Raw genomic sequence first — 16,867 nt, 5'->3', positions numbered from 1 at the left:
GCCGGCGGGCGGCGACATAAAGACCCGACGAGCATCGGGGAACGCCATATGCAGAGTTGCGCGCTAACAGTACTCATGCCAACGATAGCCGAGCAGATCCTCTCGGCGAAGGTGGGGCGACCGGTCGAGCCGGGCGAGATCGTCCGCGCGCCCGTCGACTTCGCCTTCGGACACGACATCACGCTGCCGCCCGCGATCGAGGAGTTCGAACGATTGGGGGTCGAAACGGTGTTCGATCCCGAGCGGATCGCGGTCATTCCCGATCACCTCGTCCCGGCGCACAACGAGTACGCCGCCGAACTGTACGGCGCCTGCGAGGCCTTCGCTGCGGAGCACGGGACCGTGTTCTACCCGCAGGGCTCGCAGGGGCAGGAGCACGTCGTCGTCCCCGAGGACGGGCTCGTGAAGCCCGGCGACCTAATGGTCGGCGCGGACAGCCACAGCTGCACCGAGGGCGCGCTCGGGGCGTTCGCGACCGGCGTCGGCTCGACGGACCTCGCCTTCGCGATGGCGTTCGGCTGGCTGTGGCTCCGCGTCCCCGAGACCACGCGGGTGGAGTTCGTCGGCGAGCCGGACCCCTGGGTGTGCGGCAAGGATCTGGTCCTCGCCGCGCTCGCCGAACTCGGCGTCGACGGCGCCGTCTCGCACGCGATCGAGTTCGGCGGCCCGGTCGTGCGCGACCTCCCGATGGACGACCGGTTCACCCTGGCGAACATGGCGATCGAGGCGGGCGCGGCGACGGGCATCGTCGAGCCCGACGGGATCACTCGCGCCTTCGCGGACGCGCACGCGGGCGGGGAGTACGCCATCTACGTCCCCGACGACGACGCCGAGTACGCGACCGTCGCGACGATCGACTGCGACGGGATGGAGCCGCGGGTCGCGGTGCCCAATCTGCCGGCGAACGCAGTCTCCGTCTCCGAGGTGCAGACCGAGGGAGTCGAGATCGACCAGGCGGTGATCGGCTCCTGTACGAACGGGCGGGAGTCGGACCTCCGCGCCGCCGCGGAGGTGCTCGACGGAAGCGAGGTCGCAGAGGGGGTGCGGCTCATCGTCACCCCGGGCTCGCGGCGGCTCGAACGACTCTGCGTCGAGGAGGGCTGGACAGCGACGTTCCTCGACGCGGGGGCGACGATGGAGAACCCCGGCTGCGGGGCGTGCTTCGGCCAGCGGACGGGGGTGCTCGACGCGGGCGAGATCGCGGTCTCGACGACGAACCGCAACTTCACCGGGCGGATGGGCCACCCCGAGAGCGAGGTGTACCTGGCGAGCCCGGCCGTCGCGGCCGCGAGCGCGGTCGCGGGCGAGATCGCCCACCCCGAGGAGGTGGCGTAGGTGGGTCGCGCGTTCGTCTTCGGCGACGACGTCGACACCGACGCGATCATCCGGGCCGAGCACGTCACCTCCGCCGACCCGGACGCGCTGGCGGCGCACGCGATGGGCGGCGCGGATCCGACGTTCGCGGGGCGGTTCGAGCCGGGCGACGTGGTCGTCGCCGGAACCAACTTCGGCTGCGGCTCCTCCCGCGAGCACGCGGCGCTGGCGCTCAAAGGCGCGGGCGCGTCCGCGGTCGTCGCCGAGTCGTTCGCCCGCATCTTCTTCCGCAACGCGATCAACGTTGGCCTCCCCGCGCTCCGGGTCGAGTCGACCGCGGGGATCTCCGAGGGTGACGCCCTGCGCGTCGACGTCGGCGAGGGCTCCGTGACCGACGAGACTACCGGCGAGGTGCTTCGGGCGGCGTCGTACCCGGCGTTCCTGCGCGAACTCGTCGACGCGGGCGGGCTGATCGAGTACGGCCGGCGGCTGCTCGCGGAGGGTGGCGAGGGGCCCGACGGACCCGCGTCTCGCCGAGCCGGGACCGGAGGTCCTTAGCCCGTAGAGGACCAAGGGGCGGCGATGACAGACCACCGAAACGCGGAACTGGCGACGCTCGCGGGCGGCTGCTTCTGGTGCGTCGAGGCCCCGTTCGAACGGCTGGAGGGGGTGCTGTCCGTCACCTCCGGGTACGCCGGCGGGACGACGGAAGATCCGACCTACGAGGAGGTGTGCTCGGGCGAAACCGGCCACGCCGAGGTCGTCCAGATCGCCTACGATCCCGACGCGATCAGCTACCGGGAGCTACTGGAGGTCTTCTTCACGATCCACGACCCGACGCAGCTGAATCGGCAGGGACCGGACGTCGGGAGCCAGTACCGCTCGGCCGTCTTCTACCACGACGACGAGCAGCGGGAGACGGCGGAGGCGCTCATCGAGGAGCTGGAGGCGGCGGGGGCCTACGACGACTCCATCGTGACCGAGGTCGAGCCCCTGGAGGCGTTCTACGAGGCCGAGGCGTACCACCAGGACTACTACGAGAGGAACCCGGACCAGGCGTACTGCGCGGTCCACGTCCCGCCGAAGCTCGACAAGCTCCGGGAGAACTTCGCGTCGAAGCTGAAGGGGTGAGGAGAGGGCCGGAAAGCCGATCAGCCGAACAGCCGCCGCGCGAGCGCGACCGCCTCGTCCGTCCCCATCGGCCCCTCGTCCGCGAGCGCCGACAGCAGCGACCCGACGCGCCGGTCGGTCGGCTCGACGCCGGCGCGTTCGAGCAGCCCGCGCGCGCCGCCGCGGCCCGTCCCCGCCCCGAAGACGAGCCGCCGCTCGCCGCCGAAGTCGGCGGGGTCGAACGGCTCGAAGACGCTCGGCTCCCGCAGCATCGCGGCGGTGTGGATGCCCGACTCGTGTTCTGCGACCTCCCGGCCCAGGATCGGCTTCCGGGCGTCGACGTCCTCCCCCAGGATTTCGAGCACCCGCCGGCAGACCGGGACGAGGCGCTCCGGATCGACGCCGAACGACTCGCCGTACTCGACCGTTCCCGCGACGACGAGTTCCTCCAGGGCGGCGTTGCCGGCCCGCTCCCCGAGCGAGGCGACGCTGACGTCCGCCTTGCCGACCCCCGCCTCGTACGCCGCGAGCGCGTTCGCCGTGGCCACGCCGAGATCCTGGTGGAAGTGGACGCCGATCCGCCCGAGGTCGACCGACTCGCCGAGCGAGTCGAGAAAGCCCGAGGCGGTTCGAGGCGTCCGCGCGCCCACGGTGTCGGCGAGGACGACGTACTCGGCGTCGGAGAACCGCTCGCAGGCGTCGACGACGTGCCGGCGCTCGGTTCGGAACGCGTCGACGAGGCTGAGGTGGACCCGCGCGCCGCCCGAGAGCGCGAGGTCGACCGCGTCGCGCATCGCGTCGAGCATCTCCCCGCGCGACTTCCCGAGGGCGTGCTCCAGTTGCAGCGACGACACCGGTCCGAACACGGAGATCACGTCCACTCCCGCGTCGAGCGCCGCCTCCACGTCGGCCGGCACCGCCCGGGCGATCGCGGCGACGTCCGCCTCGGCGGCCTCGGCCAGCTCGGCGACGGCGCGCCGGTCCTTCTCGCCCGTCGCCGGGAAGCCGGCCTCGACGAAGTCGACGCCGAGGCGGTCGAGCGCGAGGCCCGCCTCGACCTTCTGTTCGACCGAGTACGACCGGCCGGGCATCTGGTCGCCCTCGCGGAGCGTCACGTCGCACAGCTTCATCGGACGACGCCCTCCGCCCGCAGGCGCTCGAACTCGTCGGCGTCGAGACCGAGTTCGCCGCGGAACACTTCCTCGTCGTGCTGTCCGTGCCTCGGTCCGGCGTGGGTCACCGCGCCGGGCGTGCGCGAGAACTTCGGGATCGGCGCGGCCGTCCTGAGGCGACCGACCTCGTCGTCCTCGACCTCGACGATGTCACCGCGGGCGCGGTACTGCTCGTCCTCGAAGATGTCGCCCATGTCGTACACCGGCCCGACGATCGCGTCGCTCTCCTCCATGACTTCGATGGCCTCGTCGGTCGGCCGTTCGCGCGTCCACGCCTCGATGATCGCGTCGAGTTCGTCCGCGTTCTCGACGCGCCGCTCGTTGGTCGAAAACCGCGGGTCGTCGACGAGGTCGGGCCGGCCGATGGCGCGCATCACGTTCTCGAAGATGCGCTGGGAGGACGCAGAGAGGGTCAGGTGACCGTCCGCGGTCTCGTAGACGTTCCGCGGGACGGCGTTCGGGTGGCGGTTGCCGGTCCGCTCGCGGACGATGCCCTGCTTGTCGTACCCCTCCACGTCGCCGACGAACAGCCGGAACAGCGGCTCGTAGAGGCTCACGTCCACGACCTGTCCCTCGCCGCTGCCGCCGCGGCCGAGGTCGCGCTCGTAGACGGCGAACATCGTCGCCTGCACGGCGAACTGCGCCGCGGTGAGGTCCGCGAGGCTGATCGGCGGCAGGAGGGGCTCGCGGTCGGGGAAGCCGTTGACGCTCGCCCAGCCGGAGATCCCCTCCGCGACGGTGCCGAACCCGGGCTTCGAGGAGCGCGGGCCGGTCTGCCCGTACCCCGAGAGGCGGACGACGATCGCCTCGGGGTTCGCCTCGAACAGGGCGTTCGGTCCGAGCCCCCACCGCTCCATCGTCCCCGGCCGGAAGTTCTCGAACACCACGTCGGCGTCCGAGACGAGTTCGAGCGCCAGCGCCGACCCCGCCTCGGACTTGAGGTCGAGCGTGACGCACCGCTTGTTGCGGCCGATCGACTTCCACCACAGCGACGTGCCCTCTTCGAATGGCGGCCACTCCCGGAGCGGATCCGGGTACTCGGGGTGTTCGACCATCACCACGTCCGCGCCGAAGTCGGCCAGCTGGCAGGTGGCGAACCCCCCGCTTATCATGCCGGAGAAGTCGACGACTCGGAGCCCGTCGAGCGGACCGCCCCGGGGTTTCGCGCGATCCGTCATGGTCGGCGGACCGAACGGCGGTCCGGTTCGGTTCTGTGCGCTACCATAGTACACACTCGGTCGAAGTCGAGAAAGAGCGTTGTTCCATCTCACGTAGGGAGTTTAAGTGCCTCGCGGCGGGCGTTTCCACACGGGCAGCCGCGGGAAGCGGACGGCTTTTGCCCGCGTCGCCCGATTCGCCGCCCATGTACGAAGTCGAACTCAAGGTTCGCGCCGATCGCGACGCGGTTCGCCGCCGCCTGGTCGAGCGGGGCGCGGAGCGAGTCGGCGCGGTCGTCCAGCGGGACACGTACTACGACGCGCCCCACCGGAACTTCGCCGAGACGGACGAGGCGCTCCGGATCCGACGGGAGGAGGAGCTCGACGGAGCGGGGGAGACGACGGCGAAGGTGACGTACAAGGGACCGCTCGTGGAGGCCGAATCGAAGACGCGCGAGGAGTTCGAGACCGAAGTCGCGGACGACGAGGCGATGGCGGGCGTCCTCGGGGGCCTCGGCTTCGAACCGGCGGCGGTCGTCGAGAAGGAGCGCGAGCGGTACGCGCTGGACGGCTACGCCGTGACCCTCGACCGCGTCGCGGGCCTCGGCGAGTTCGTCGAGGTGGAGCGCGAGGCGACGGAGGGGGAGATCGAGGCGGTCAGGGAGGGCGCGGTCGGCGTCCTCCGGGATCTCGGCCTCGATCCCGACGGGGGGATCCGGACCTCGTACCTGGGGCTCTTGTCGGCTGAGAATGCCCCCGAGTAATTCGACGCGCGCTGGAGGTTTCCGCAAGTTATAGCATCTGCCGTGCCGAAACCTCGACAATGACCACTCGGAACATCCAGGTCGCGGAACTCGACCGGCGCGCGGTCGAGGACCAGGCGGTCGAGATCGTCGAGCGGAAGGGGATCGGCCACCCCGACTCCATCTGCGACGGCATCGCCGAGAGCGTCTCGCGGGCGCTCTCGCAGACCTACCTCGACCGCGTCGGAAAGGTTCTCCACTACAACACCGACGAGACGCAGCTGGTCGCCGGCTCGGCGGCCCCGGCGTTCGGCGGCGGTGAGGTCATCGAGCCGATCTACGTGCTCATCGTCGGCCGCGCGACGAAGGAGTACGAGGGCCAGCGGATCCCGGTCGACTCGGTCGCGCTCGCCGCCGCCCGCGAGTACCTGAACGCGCACATCCCGGAGCTGGAGTTCGGCACCGAGGTGGTGGTCGACGTGAAGCTCGGCGAGGGAAGCGGCGACCTCCAGGACGTCTTCGGCGAGAACGACGTGACCGTTCCGATGGCCAACGACACGAGCTTCGGCGTCGGCCACGCGCCGCTGACAGAGACGGAGCGGATCGTCCTCAACGCCGAGCGCGAGCTCAACACGACGTTCGCCGCCGACCACCCCGAACTCGGGCCGGACGTGAAGATCATGGGCAAGCGCGAGGGCGACCGCATCGACATCACGGTCGCCGCCGCGATGATCGACAGGTACGTCGACGACCTCGACGAGTACGACGCCGCCGTCGCGCGGGTCAGGGAGTTCGTGACGGATCTCGCCCGCGAGTACACGGACCGCGAGATCGGCGTCGAGGTCAACACCGCAGACAACTACGAGGAGGGGTCGATCTACCTCACGACGACCGGCACGAGCGCGGAGCAGGGCGACGACGGCTCCGTCGGCCGCGGCAACCGCGCGAACGGGCTCATCACGCCGAATCGCCCGATGAGCATGGAGGCGACGAGCGGCAAGAACCCCGTCAACCACATCGGGAAGATCTACAACCTCCTCTCGACCGAGATCGCGGAGTCGGTCGTCTCCGAGGTCGACGGCATCCGCGACCTCCAGGTCCGCCTCCTGAGCCAGATCGGCCGCCCCATCGACCGGCCGCACGTCGCCGACGCCCAGCTCGTCACCCAGGAGGGCGTCTCCGTCGCCGACGTCGAGGACGACGTGCGCGCGATCGTCGACCGGGAGCTGGCGAACGTGACCTCGGTCACCCGGCGGGCGATCGAGGGCGAGATCTCCACCTTCTGAGGATCGGCCTCTCCACCTTCTGAGGATCAGCCTCTCCACCTTCTGAGGATCGGCCTCCCGCGGGGGGAGTGTTCAACTGAGCGGTTGCGGGCGGATCAGCCGCCGTGGGGGACTTTTGAGCCCGTCCCAGCAGACGATTCGACCGGATCAATCGGATCTCACCAGTATCCTCGCGGCGGTCGAAGCGCCTTAATCCCCCCGGCGGCGTACCGTCTCTCAGTGAGCCTCGAAGCGGACACCGTCCTCTGCCGGTACGGCGAGATCGGCCTGAAGAGCACCAAGGTGCGGACCGACATGGAGCGGCGGCTCCGCGACAACATCGAGGCGCTGCTGTCGGATCGGGGCGTCGACGGGACCGTCGAGCGCCGGTGGTCGCGCCTCCTGGTCCACACCGACGAGCCCGACGCGGCGCTCGACGCGGCCACCGACGCGTTCGGCGTCGTCTCGGCGAGCCCCGCGGCGACCCGGCCGCCGACGCTGGACGCGATCCGCGGGGCGCTCCGCGAGGCGGCCGAGTCGCACCCCGGCGGCAGTTTCGCGGTGCGCGCGCGCCGCGCCGGTCCGAAGGACGCCCACCCGTTCGCGAGCGGCGACATCGAACGCGAGGGCGGCCGAGTCGTCGGGGAGGTCTCCGGCGCGCCGGTCGACCTCGACGATCCGGACGTGACCTACGGCGTCGACTGCCGGAAGGAGGAGGCGTTCGTGTTCACCGAGACCCGGCCGGGCCCCGGCGGCCTCCCCCTCGGCTCGCAGGGGACGGCCGTCGTGCTCCTCAGCGGCGGCATCGACTCGCCAGTTGCCGCCTGGGAGGCCATGAAGCGCGGCTGTACGATCGCGCCGGTGTACGTCGATCTCGGCGACTACGGCGGTCCGGACCACCGGGCGCGGGCCGTGTCCGTCGGGTGCCGGCTCGCCCGGTACGCGCCGAACTACGACGCGGTCCTGCGCGTCGTGCCGGCCGGCGACCTGGTCGGGGAACTCGCCGCGGAGATCGGCCACACCCGGATGCTGTCGCTGCGGCGCGTCATGCTCCGGACGGCCGAGGAGGTCGCGCGCGAGGTCGGGGCGCACTCGATCGTCACGGGCGAGTCGCTCGGCCAGAAGTCGAGCCAGACCGGGCCGAACCTCGCCGTGACGGACGCGGCCGTGACGCTGCCGGTCCACCGGCCGCTTCTGACGCGCGACAAGACCGACATCACCGACGCGGCGCGGCGCATCGGCACGTTCGACGACTCGACGCTGCCCGTCGGCTGCGAGCGGGTCGCGCCGACGCACCCGGAGACGAACGCGACGCTCTCGGCGGTCGAGGCCGCCGAACCGGCCGACCTGTTCGAGCGGGCGGCGGCGCTCGCGGCCGAGGCGGAGACGGTCGATCTGCACGAGCTTCGGCGTCAGTCCGCGCCGATCGCGGGGGGAGAGTGATCGCCGCGGCGCGAGTTGATCATGAATATTCATGCGCTTCCGGACGCTCATCTCACGTATGAGCGTCATCCTGGAATTCGAAGTGGCGACGTCGAACTTCGAACTCGGGAAGGTATTAGAGAGGCATCCGGAGACGTACGTCGAAGTCGAACGGATCGTACCCCTGTCCGAAAGTATTCTGCCGCTATTTTGGGTGTACGGCGAGGGGCGGAACGACGTGGATCGGACGCTACGTGCAGAGCCGCTGGTGAACCAGGTCAAACGACTGGATTCGCTCGAGGACAGGACGCTCTACTCGATCGAGTGGAGCCCGAAGGTGAACAGCCTCGTCCGGGCGATCCTCGACAGCGGCGCGACGCTCGTCTCCGCCCGCGGGAGCGCAGCGCGGTGGCGCCTGGAGCTTCGGTTCGAGAACCACGCCGACCTGAGCGGGTTTCAGCGCTACTGCGCCGACCACGACATCCCGCTCGACGTCAAGCGCGTCTACGACCCGGCGACGCCCGACACCCTCCCCTGGTACGGGCTCACCCGCACCCAGCGGGAGGCGCTGGCGGCGGCTTTCGAGGCCGGGTACTTCGACGTCCCGCGCCGCAGCACGCTCTCCGGGGTCGCAGAGCGGCTGGGCGTCTCGGATCAGGCGGCCTCGGAACGGATACGCCGGGGGACGAAGAAACTCGTCTCGAACACGCTCGTCGTCGACTGACTCGCCGTCCGTCGGGGGGGCGACCGCGGACGGCTCCGGCCCCCCGAGTTGCTCGGCGATCTCGCTTCAGCCGGTCGTCGGGATCGTCTCGTCTCCGTCGATCACCGCAACCGCTTTACTCGACCCCCGACTTCGATCGAGTGTGACGCGGGTCTGTCTCGTCGGGAAGCCGGACGTGAACCTCCGGTACGAACTGTTCTCCCGCGAAACCTCCAGGGACGCCCTTTCGACGTACGAGCTCCGCGAGCCGTTCGAGAACGCCGTCGCGGTCGACACCGTCAGCGTCGGCGCGGCGGTGTCGCTCCTGAACGACCTGAACTGGTACCTCGTGCGGTTCGTCGACGCCGCGCTCGTGCTCGAACCGAGCGTCAGCGACGGGGAGTGGCTCTCCCGCCCGCTGGCGAGGGCGATCAGGGACGGCGAGGTCGACCCGGCCGAGACGGGCGACCTGCTGAAGGTGTACGGCGTCGACGACGGCCGGCTGGTCGAACCGATGTTCCTCACGCGGGTCGGCGGGGAGATCCCCGACTACGACCTCCGGGACGTCGACGACACCGTCGTCGTCCGCGTGACCGAAGAGGAGTTCGGCGGCTGAGCGAGCGGGTTCGACGGCCGAGAAGGAGTTCGACGGCCGAGAAGGAGTTCGACGGCCGAGAAGGAGTTCGACGGCCGAGAAGGAATTCGGCGGCCGAGAACGGGCTCAGCGGTCGAGCGGCGGTCGGGATTTCGATCCGCCGTCCGATCTCACCGGTCGAACATCCCGGTCGACATGTACCGCTCGCCGCCGTCCGGGAACACCGTGACGACGAGCGGGCAGTCGTCGCCGGATCCGTCCGCGGTGAGCCCGTCGGCCGCGTCGGAGCAGTTCAGCTCCGGGCGGGCGATGCGCTCCGCGACGCGCTTCGCCGCGAGGTTCGCCGCGCCGCTGGACTGGCCGACGAGGATCCCCTCCTCGCGGGCGAGGCGGCGGCACTCGGCCTCGGCCTCCCCGATCGTCACGGTCTCCACGCCGTCGAGCAGGTCGACGTCGAGGTTCGGGCTGACGAACCCCGGCCCCATCCCCTGGAAGCTGTCGCCCGTCGGTTCCTCGCCGGAGAGAACGGCGCTGTCGGCCGGTTCGACCCCGACGATCTCCACCTCCGGAAACGCCTCCCGGAGCCGCCTGCCGATCCCCGTGAGCGTGCCGCCCGTGCCGACGCCGGCGACGAACGCGTCGATCTCCCGGCCGTCGACCTGCGCTAAGATCTCCTCCGCGGTCGTCCGGTAGTGCGACTCGGGGTTCGCCTCGTTCTCGAACTGCCGGAGCTGGGTCATCCCCGCCTCGGCTTCCAGCTCGTCGGCGCGCTCCTTGGCGTCCGTGATGGTGCCGTCGACGAGCTCGATCTCGGCGCCGTACGCCCGCATGATTCGCCGCCGCTCCGGGGACTTCGAGGACGGCATGACGATCGTCACGTCGTACCCCTTCGCCGCGCCGACCATCGCGATGCCGATGCCGGTGTTGCCGCTCGTCGGCTCGACGATGTGATCGCCCGGTTCGAGCGCCCCCGCGCGCTCGGCCGCCTCGATCATGTACAGCGCGGGGCGGTCCTTCGCGGAGCCGCCGGGGTTTTTCGACTCCAGCTTGGCCGCGATGGTCGACCCCTCGGGCGACCGTACCCGAACCAGGGGCGACCCGATGGTGTCCAGAACGTTCGCGTCCATTTTCGAGTCCGTACGGCGTCCTGACGTAAACCGCTGGCGACACGGGCAGGGCGCGACGGGCCGCGGTGCGTCGCCGGGAACGCGGGTCTTAACACCCCTCGCCCGCTATCCCCGCGGTAATGAGGCTCGAAACGATGGAACCCAACCCGACGTGGGACGCCGCGTCCTACGGCGACGCGGTGGAGGCGCTCGGGGGCGACGGGCTCGTGTTCAAAGTCTGGGGCGGCGACTGGTGTAAGGACTGCCGCGGGCAGTTACCCGATTTCGCCGCCGCGCTCGACGCCGCCGGCGTGCCGGACGAGCGGATCGAACACTACCCGGTGGAGAAGGCGGAGGACGGCTCGAAGGTCGGCCCCGGCGTCGAGGCGTACGGCGTCGAGTACATCCCGACGGTCGTCGTTGAACGCGACGGCGAGGAGCTCGCCCGGTTCGTCGAGGAGGAACCGGTGTCGATCGCGGAGTACCTGGCGGACCGCCTCGAAGAGGCGGAAGCGTCGGCCTGAGGGCCGTCGAGCGCCCAGGACCGCCGATCGGAGCCGGTCACTCGGAGGGACACCCGTCGACCGGCGGCTCCGTCCGGAGCAGGAGATACCCGACGACGGCGAGCGCCCCGCCCGCGACGCCTACGAGGACTGGACCGACGACGGCGAGCGCGAGGAACGCGAGAGCCCGCCGCCTCGCTCGCAGGAGATCGCCGACCGCCGCCGGGGCGTCGGCGGCCGCGTCGATCGCCTCCAGGTCCTCCCGTAACCGCTCGACGCGGTCCTCGGCGCGCTCCTCCCACGCGTCCGTGATGTCGGGGAGAAACAGCGCGTAGAGGCCCGCGGTCAGCAGCGACAGTCCGACTATCAGCCCGATCGCCCCGAGTAGCGTGCGGTAGGTCGGGTCGTACCTGCCGGCGTCGAGGAGGTTCGCCACGACGGTGCACGCGACGAGCGATTGGAGGACAGCGAGCACCAGCAGGAGGGTGACGAGGGCGGACCCCACTCGCCCCGACGCGACGTCGGAGACGGCGGCGGCGAGGAGCCACAGGATCGCCGCGATCGGGGGGTGGACGAAGAGCCCCCGCTTTGCGCGCCGAAGACGCGCTTCGTGCGGCGGTTCCTCGGGGTTCCAACCGACAGATCCGTTCGACTCCATCCGTGTTTCAGGTCGACCGGGCGCGTCCCGGCCGTCTCGACAATCGTCGATGCGTTCGAATGTCACTACGCCCTCGTCCGATTCAATCCTTTCGCCCCCGAGGTTCGGAGAGGGAGAAGAAGACGGGGAAGGCGAAGATTCGACGGCCGATCAGTTCCCTTCCGCCCAGTCGAGCGCCGCGCCGATGTCGGTCTGCGGCGGCGAGCAGGTGAACGCCTCGCAGGCGTACACCGTCGGATCGCCGTCTTCCGCCTCCCGGCCGGCCCAGATGGGCGGTGCTTCGGCCAGGTCGAGCGCGTCGAGCCACGGGGAGAGCGCGTCGTCCGTCGGCGGTCGCCTGGCGACGATGGCGCCCGGAAGGTACCGGCGCGCCAGCGCCTCCCGCCACTCGGCGGGGATCTCGTCGGCCGCGATCGTCAGTTCGAGCGAACCGCGGGCCCGCTCGCTGGCCGCGAGCGCGAGCGAGACGTGTTCGAGCGGACTGGCGCGGATGCGGTCGCCGTGCGTCCGGAGCACTCGATCGCCGATCGCTTCGAAGCCGGCGTCGGGCGCGAAGTGGGCGAGGTCGAACAGGAGATCGACCGCGACGCCGAGACTCGACGGCGTCGACTGGTCGTACGGCTCCTGCGGACGGGTGACCAACCGCTCGCCGCTCTCCGGGGTGAAGTACAGCGTCCCCGCGTCCTCGTCCCAGAACTCCTCGACTGCGGCGCGACAGAGGTCGAGCGCGAACGCGAGGTGGTCGACTTCGCCCGTCGCCTGGTAGAGGTCGAACGCGCCGCGGGCGAGGAACGCGTAGTCCTCCAGGTAGCCGTCGCCTTTCACCTCCCCGTTCATGAACCGCCTGCGGAGCCGGCGTTCCGCCCCGTCCCACAGGTGCTCGCGCACGAAACCCAGGGCGTCAGCGGCGGCGTCGGCGTGGTCCGGGTCGAGCGCGCGAGCGCCCGCCGCGAGCGAGGAGATCATCAGCCCGTTCCACCCGGCGAGCACCTTTTCGTCGCGGTTCGGCCGCGGGCGCTCCTCGCGCGCCTCGAACAGGGCCGCGCGCGCGTCCATGAGCCGCTTTCGGACGTACGACTCGTCGAGGTCGTACGCCGCCGCGAGCTCCGGGACGCTCTCGGAGACGGTGAGGACGGTCGTCCCCCCCTCGAAGTTCCCGCCTGCCGCGACGCCGTACCGGTCGCAGAAGAGGTCGGCGTCGCGCCCGTCGAGCACCTCGCGCACCTCCTCGGGCGTCCAGACGTAGAACGCCCCCTCCTCGCCGGCGCGGGGGTGCGCTTCGGCCCGCGACTCCGGCACCTCGCTCTGGGCGTCGAGCGTGCTGTAAAATCCGCCGTCCGGGTGGGTGAGTTCCCGCCCCACGAACGTGAACGTCTCCTGGGCGACGAGCGCGTACCGGGGGTCGCCCGTCACCTGGTACCCGGCGAGGTACGCCCTCGGCAGCTCCGCGTTGTCGTACAGCATCTTCTCGAAGTGCGGCACCGTCCACGCGCGGTCGGTCGCGTACCGGTGGAACCCGCCGCCGACGTGGTCGTACAGCCCGCCGTCCGCCATCGCGTCGAGGGCGGCGACGGCGACCGCGAGCGCCTCCTCGCGGCCCGTGCGCTGGTAGGCGCGGAGCAGGACCTCGATGCGCCGCGGCTGCGGGAACTTCGGCCCGCCCTGTCCGAACCCGCCGTGCTCCCGGTCCGCGCTGCGGAGGGCCGCCTGGGCGGCCGTCCCGAGAATTTCGCCGCCCGGCGCTTCGCCGGGCTGTTCGGGCGTCTCCTCCAGCTGATCGGTCAGCGCGCGGGTCCACTGCTCCGCCCTGTTTTCGATCTCCTCGCGGTCTTCGGTCCACGAGTGGGCGACGTTCTCGAGCAGGTCGAGGAACCCCGGCATCCCCTGTCTCGACTCGCGGGGGAAGTACGTCCCGACGTAGAACGGCTTTCCCTCGGGCGTCAGCCAGACGGACAGCGGCCAGCCGCCGCGGCCGGTGACGAGCTGGCAGATCGTCTGATAGACGCTGTCGAGGTCGGGGCGCTCCTCGCGGTCGACCTTGACCGGGACGAAGTCCTCGTTCAGCGCGTCGGCCACCTCGTCGTCCGCGAAGCTCTCGTCCGCCATCACGTGACACCAGTGGCACGCCGAGTAGCCAATCGAGAGGAAGATGGGAACGTCGCGCTCTCTCGCAGCCGAGAGCGCCTCCTCGTCCCAGGGCTGCCAGTGGACGGGGTTGTCCGCGTGCTGGCGGAGGTACGGGCTCTCCTCCTCGCTCAGTCGGTTGCGGCCCGCGGGATCGGTCATACGAGCGCTACGCGCCCCAGGACCTAAAACGTCCGCCGTCGCCGCGGGCAGCCGCGTCTTCGTCACCGCGGTTCCGCGGGTGATCTCGTCGTCGGTACCGCGGACAACCGCGCGTTCTCGACTCGACCGCCGGACGGACGAACCCAAGATCGTGCATTATCTCGTCTGCATCAAAGGTAACCTTTACACCGGTATGCGTACCCACTCCGACCATGACCGAGACCGTGCTCCTGATCGGCGGCGGCGGCCGCGAACACGCGATCGCCCGCGCGCTGGTCCCCGGCTGCGACCTGTACGCGTGCGCGAGCAACCGCAACCCCGGCATCGTCGGACTGGCGGAGGGCTTCGAGACGCTGGACGAGACGGACGCCGACGGCGTCGCCGCGTACGCGGAGGAGGTCGGCGCGACGCTGGCCGTGGTCGGGCCGGAGAAGGCCCTGGCCGCCGGCGTCGCGGACGCGCTCGACGACGCCGGCGTCTACACGTTCGGTCCCCGCAGTGCGGAGGCCCGGATCGAGACGGACAAGGCGTTCCAGCGCCGGTTCATGCGCGACGAGGGGATTCCGGGCTGTCCGGACTTCGAGACGTTCGACGACGTCGAGGCCGCCTGCGAGTACGTCGACGAGTACGACGGCGACCTCGCGGTCAAGCCCGCGGGGCTCACCGGGGGCAAGGGCGTGAAGGTGATCGGCGATCAGGTGACGAGGGAGGAGGCGAAGGCGTACCTCCGGGAGTCGGACTACGACCGCGTCGTGCTCGAAGAGCGCCTCGTCGGCGAGGAGTTCACGGTCCAGGCGTTCGTCGCCGGCGGCGGCCTCCGAGCGACGCCGGCCGTGCAGGACCACAAGCGCGCATACGAGGGCGACGAGGGGCCGAACACCGGCGGGATGGGGAGCTACAGCGACGCGGCGGCGCACCTCCCGTTCATGACCGAGGCCGACTACGAGGAGGCGGTCGAGGTGCTGGAAGCGACCGTCGAGGCGCTCCCCGACTACAAGGGCGTCCTCTACGGGCAGTTCATGCTCACCGCCGACGGGGTGAAAGTCGTCGAGTTCAACGCGCGCTTCGGCGACCCCGAGGCGATGAACACCCTCCCGATCCTCGAAACGCAGTTCCTCGACGTGCTCGTCGCCGCCCGCGAGGGGGAGCCGCTGCCGGAACTCGAATTCGCCGGCGAGGCGACCGTCTGCAAGTACGCCGTTCCCGAGGGGTACCCGGAGGAGCCGAACGCCGGGGCGAAGATAGACGTGGACGAAGGGAGCGCCGGGGACGCGCTCCTGTACTACGCTAGCGTCGACGAGCGCGCGGACGGCCTCTACACGACGACCTCGCGCGCGTTCGCGGTCGTCGGGGTGGCCGACAGCATCGCCGCCGCCGAGGAGATCGCCGAAGGCGCGCTCTCGGCCGCGGGCGAGGGGCTCCGCGTCCGTCACGACATCGGGACCGCGGAACTGCTCGAAAAGCGGATCGCGCACGTGCACGAACTCCGGGGCTGAGGCGACCGACCCCGCGTCGGCGAGTGTCATCTCACGCGGATACGGCGGGGTCAGAAGAACCCAGTAACCGAAGCTTATCCGGAATCCGCCGCCGGGGGCCGACAGCAGCGCCCGAAAGGGTCGGCCTACCGGATCGAAACGTCGCCCGAGGCGGTGTATTCCGGATATAACAAAGATCGCTTCCGCGGAAGGTACCGCGGGATGAGCCAAACGCGATCAGCGGAACCCCGGTTACAGTCCGACGACGGGTACGTCGTCCGGCAGTACGAGCCGGCGGACAGAGAACAGTTCCTCTCGTTGTACGAGGACGTGTTCGAGAAATCTCGGACGCCGGAGTGGTTCGAGTGGCGGTACGGCGGTCCGTACACCGACGAGGTGCGCATGTTCGTCGCCGAGCGCGGCGGCGAACTCGTCGGCGCCGAGCCGTTCATCTCGTTCGACGTCCGGGTCGGCGAGGTGACCGTCTCCGCCGTCCAACCGGCCGACGCGATGGTTCACCCGGACCACCGGCGCAACGGGCTTTTGACCCGGATGACAGAGCGGGCTCTCGAACGGTACACCGCGGGCGAGCCGTCGTTCGTGTTCAACTTTCCCAACCCGGAGGCGAAGCCCGCGTACCTGAAGCTCGGCTGGCGGGAGGTCGGATCCGTCGCGACGAGCTACCGGATCGAGAACCCGTCGGCGTTCCTCGGTGCCGACCGCCGACTACTCGGAACGGGGGTCTCGGCCGCGACGCGCGGCTACCTCACGATGCGCGACCGGGGACGGCTCGGTCGGCGGAATCCCGGCGTCACGGTCGGGCGTCACTCGTCGATCCCGGCCGATCGATTCGCGTCGCTCTACTCGCTGTCCGCGCCGGAGACGCTCCACGTGCCGCGCGAGAAGGCGTTTTACCGCTGGCGGTTCGCCAACCCGAACTGGGAGACGGCCGCGTACACGGCCGAGCGGGACGGCCGGACGGTTGCGAGCCTCGTCGCCTGCACCGAGGAGAGCGACAGGGCGCTCGTCACCAAGGTCATGGACGCCCTCCCCATGGCCGGCGCGGAGCGGGAGGCGGCGGCGTTCGAACGGCTCCTCGCGGCGCTGATCGACGACCATCCGGAGACCGACGTGTTCGCCGTCGCCGAGGGGACGCTACCCGAATCGGTGCTCTCGCGCCTCGGCTTCCTCGGGGACGACGAACCGCCCCTGTCGTTCGCGACCAGTCCGACGCCCGTCGTCGCCCGCTCGCTGTCGTCCGGCGACGAGTGGAACGCGGCGGTCGCCGAGCGGTTCCTGACCGATCGGGCGAACTGGCGGCTGACGTTCGCAGAGCAGGACACGAGCGTGTGATGGTC

16 protein-coding genes are annotated in these 16,867 nt (G+C 70.6%); 11 read left to right on the top strand and 5 right to left on the bottom strand.

The window, feature by feature from the left end:
* The first annotated feature begins 75 nt into the window (after positions 1 to 75).
* Genes CNO20_RS16820 through msrA form a run of 3 tightly spaced genes read left to right on the top strand, consistent with a single transcriptional unit; the run spans position 76 to position 2,445 of the window.
* On the top strand, positions 76 to 1,335 hold the full coding sequence (locus CNO20_RS16820; protein ID WP_199174898.1) for a 3-isopropylmalate dehydratase large subunit: 1,260 nt from the start codon (positions 76 to 78) through the stop codon (positions 1,333 to 1,335).
* The gene (locus CNO20_RS23465) at positions 1,336 to 1,872 is read left to right on the top strand and encodes a LeuD/DmdB family oxidoreductase small subunit (protein WP_199174897.1); all 537 of its coding nucleotides are present in this window, start codon (positions 1,336 to 1,338) and stop codon (positions 1,870 to 1,872) included.
* A gap of 24 nt (positions 1,873 to 1,896) precedes the next feature.
* Positions 1,897 to 2,445, top strand: a complete 549-nt coding sequence (msrA, locus tag CNO20_RS16815) for a peptide-methionine (S)-S-oxide reductase MsrA (RefSeq protein ID WP_101297284.1) — start codon at positions 1,897 to 1,899, stop codon at positions 2,443 to 2,445.
* A 20-nt stretch (positions 2,446 to 2,465) separates the two neighbouring features.
* Here msrA and CNO20_RS16810 read toward each other — a convergent pair whose 3' ends face one another.
* Together CNO20_RS16810 and CNO20_RS16805 are read right to left on the bottom strand one after the other, a co-directional pair.
* Complete coding sequence (locus tag CNO20_RS16810) at positions 2,466 to 3,554, bottom strand: LeuA family protein (RefSeq protein ID WP_101297283.1); 1,089 nt, start codon at positions 3,552 to 3,554, stop codon at positions 2,466 to 2,468.
* A complete protein-coding gene (locus CNO20_RS16805; protein WP_101297282.1) occupies positions 3,551 to 4,774 on the bottom strand; it encodes a CaiB/BaiF CoA transferase family protein in 1,224 nt (407 codons plus the stop codon). The genes CNO20_RS16810 and CNO20_RS16805 overlap by 4 nt, the downstream gene beginning before the upstream one ends.
* A 185-nt stretch (positions 4,775 to 4,959) precedes the next feature.
* Here CNO20_RS16805 and cyaB point away from each other — a divergent pair, with 185 nt between their 5' ends.
* The 5 genes from cyaB to CNO20_RS16780 all read left to right on the top strand — a co-directional run bounded on the left by cyaB (position 4,960) and on the right by CNO20_RS16780 (position 9,502).
* Complete coding sequence (gene cyaB, locus CNO20_RS16800; protein WP_101297281.1) at positions 4,960 to 5,517, top strand: class IV adenylate cyclase; 558 nt, start codon at positions 4,960 to 4,962, stop codon at positions 5,515 to 5,517.
* A gap of 59 nt (positions 5,518 to 5,576) precedes the next feature.
* On the top strand, positions 5,577 to 6,782 hold the full coding sequence (locus CNO20_RS16795; protein WP_101297280.1) for a methionine adenosyltransferase: 1,206 nt from the start codon (positions 5,577 to 5,579) through the stop codon (positions 6,780 to 6,782).
* A 219-nt stretch (positions 6,783 to 7,001) separates the two neighbouring features.
* Entirely contained in the window at positions 7,002 to 8,204 is a 1,203-nt protein-coding gene (gene thiI / locus CNO20_RS16790; protein ID WP_143423281.1) for a tRNA uracil 4-sulfurtransferase ThiI, read from the top strand.
* Positions 8,205 to 8,262: 58 nt separating this feature from the next.
* Positions 8,263 to 8,907: a helix-turn-helix domain-containing protein gene (locus tag CNO20_RS16785; protein WP_158237440.1), complete on the top strand. Its 645-nt coding sequence runs from the start codon at positions 8,263 to 8,265 to the stop codon at positions 8,905 to 8,907.
* Between the two features lie 142 nt (positions 8,908 to 9,049).
* A complete protein-coding gene (locus CNO20_RS16780; protein ID WP_101297278.1) occupies positions 9,050 to 9,502 on the top strand; it encodes a DUF5804 family protein in 453 nt (150 codons plus the stop codon).
* A gap of 149 nt (positions 9,503 to 9,651) precedes the next feature.
* On the opposite strand, the gene CNO20_RS16775 is transcribed toward CNO20_RS16780, so the two are convergent.
* Positions 9,652 to 10,608, bottom strand: a complete 957-nt coding sequence (locus CNO20_RS16775) for a PLP-dependent cysteine synthase family protein (protein ID WP_101297277.1) — start codon at positions 10,606 to 10,608, stop codon at positions 9,652 to 9,654.
* A gap of 119 nt (positions 10,609 to 10,727) precedes the next feature.
* On the opposite strand from CNO20_RS16775, the gene CNO20_RS16770 reads away from it, so the two are divergent.
* A complete protein-coding gene (locus CNO20_RS16770; protein WP_101297276.1) occupies positions 10,728 to 11,111 on the top strand; it encodes a TlpA family protein disulfide reductase in 384 nt (127 codons plus the stop codon).
* Between the two features lie 37 nt (positions 11,112 to 11,148).
* Here CNO20_RS16770 and CNO20_RS16765 read toward each other — a convergent pair whose 3' ends face one another.
* Together CNO20_RS16765 and CNO20_RS16760 are read right to left on the bottom strand one after the other, a co-directional pair.
* The gene (locus CNO20_RS16765) at positions 11,149 to 11,748 is read right to left on the bottom strand and encodes a hypothetical protein (RefSeq protein WP_101297275.1); all 600 of its coding nucleotides are present in this window, start codon (positions 11,746 to 11,748) and stop codon (positions 11,149 to 11,151) included.
* A 150-nt stretch (positions 11,749 to 11,898) separates the two neighbouring features.
* Positions 11,899 to 14,034 carry a thioredoxin domain-containing protein gene (locus CNO20_RS16760; protein ID WP_101297274.1) on the bottom strand — a complete coding sequence of 712 codons (2,136 nt, stop codon included), beginning with the start codon at positions 14,032 to 14,034 and terminating at the stop codon, positions 11,899 to 11,901.
* Between the two features lie 212 nt (positions 14,035 to 14,246).
* Here CNO20_RS16760 and purD point away from each other — a divergent pair, with 212 nt between their 5' ends.
* Positions 14,247 to 15,530: a phosphoribosylamine--glycine ligase gene (gene purD, locus CNO20_RS16755; protein WP_101297273.1), complete on the top strand. Its 1,284-nt coding sequence runs from the start codon at positions 14,247 to 14,249 to the stop codon at positions 15,528 to 15,530.
* 201 nt (positions 15,531 to 15,731) lie between these two features.
* Positions 15,732 to 16,862, top strand: a complete 1,131-nt coding sequence (locus tag CNO20_RS16750) for a GNAT family N-acetyltransferase (RefSeq protein WP_101297272.1) — start codon at positions 15,732 to 15,734, stop codon at positions 16,860 to 16,862.
* The last annotated feature ends 5 nt before the right edge of the window (positions 16,863 to 16,867 follow it).

The organism is Halegenticoccus soli, assembly GCF_002844195.1.
GTDB lineage: Archaea > Halobacteriota > Halobacteria > Halobacteriales > Haloferacaceae > Halegenticoccus > Halegenticoccus soli.
This window is presented reverse-complemented; position numbering and strand designations above follow the sequence as displayed.

Bases quoted from the DNA above. Each gene is read 5' to 3' on its own strand.
- CNO20_RS16785 (WP_158237440.1), top strand. From the start codon at position 8,263: ATGAGCGTCATCCTGGAATTCGAAGTGGCGACGTCGAACTTCGAACTC.
- cyaB (WP_101297281.1), top strand. From the start codon at position 4,960: ATGTACGAAGTCGAACTCAAGGTTCGCGCCGATCGCGACGCGGTTCGC.
- CNO20_RS16805 (WP_101297282.1), bottom strand. From the start codon at position 4,774: ATGACGGATCGCGCGAAACCCCGGGGCGGTCCGCTCGACGGGCTCCGA.
- CNO20_RS16765 (WP_101297275.1), bottom strand. From the start codon at position 11,748: ATGGAGTCGAACGGATCTGTCGGTTGGAACCCCGAGGAACCGCCGCAC.
- CNO20_RS16795 (WP_101297280.1), top strand. From the start codon at position 5,577: ATGACCACTCGGAACATCCAGGTCGCGGAACTCGACCGGCGCGCGGTC.
- CNO20_RS16770 (WP_101297276.1), top strand. From the start codon at position 10,728: ATGAGGCTCGAAACGATGGAACCCAACCCGACGTGGGACGCCGCGTCC.
- CNO20_RS16750 (WP_101297272.1), top strand. From the start codon at position 15,732: ATGAGCCAAACGCGATCAGCGGAACCCCGGTTACAGTCCGACGACGGG.
- CNO20_RS16775 (WP_101297277.1), bottom strand. From the start codon at position 10,608: ATGGACGCGAACGTTCTGGACACCATCGGGTCGCCCCTGGTTCGGGTA.
- msrA (WP_101297284.1), top strand. From the start codon at position 1,897: ATGACAGACCACCGAAACGCGGAACTGGCGACGCTCGCGGGCGGCTGC.
- CNO20_RS16810 (WP_101297283.1), bottom strand. From the start codon at position 3,554: ATGAAGCTGTGCGACGTGACGCTCCGCGAGGGCGACCAGATGCCCGGC.
- CNO20_RS16820 (WP_199174898.1), top strand. From the start codon at position 76: ATGCCAACGATAGCCGAGCAGATCCTCTCGGCGAAGGTGGGGCGACCG.
- purD (WP_101297273.1), top strand. From the start codon at position 14,247: ATGACCGAGACCGTGCTCCTGATCGGCGGCGGCGGCCGCGAACACGCG.
- CNO20_RS16760 (WP_101297274.1), bottom strand. From the start codon at position 14,034: ATGACCGATCCCGCGGGCCGCAACCGACTGAGCGAGGAGGAGAGCCCG.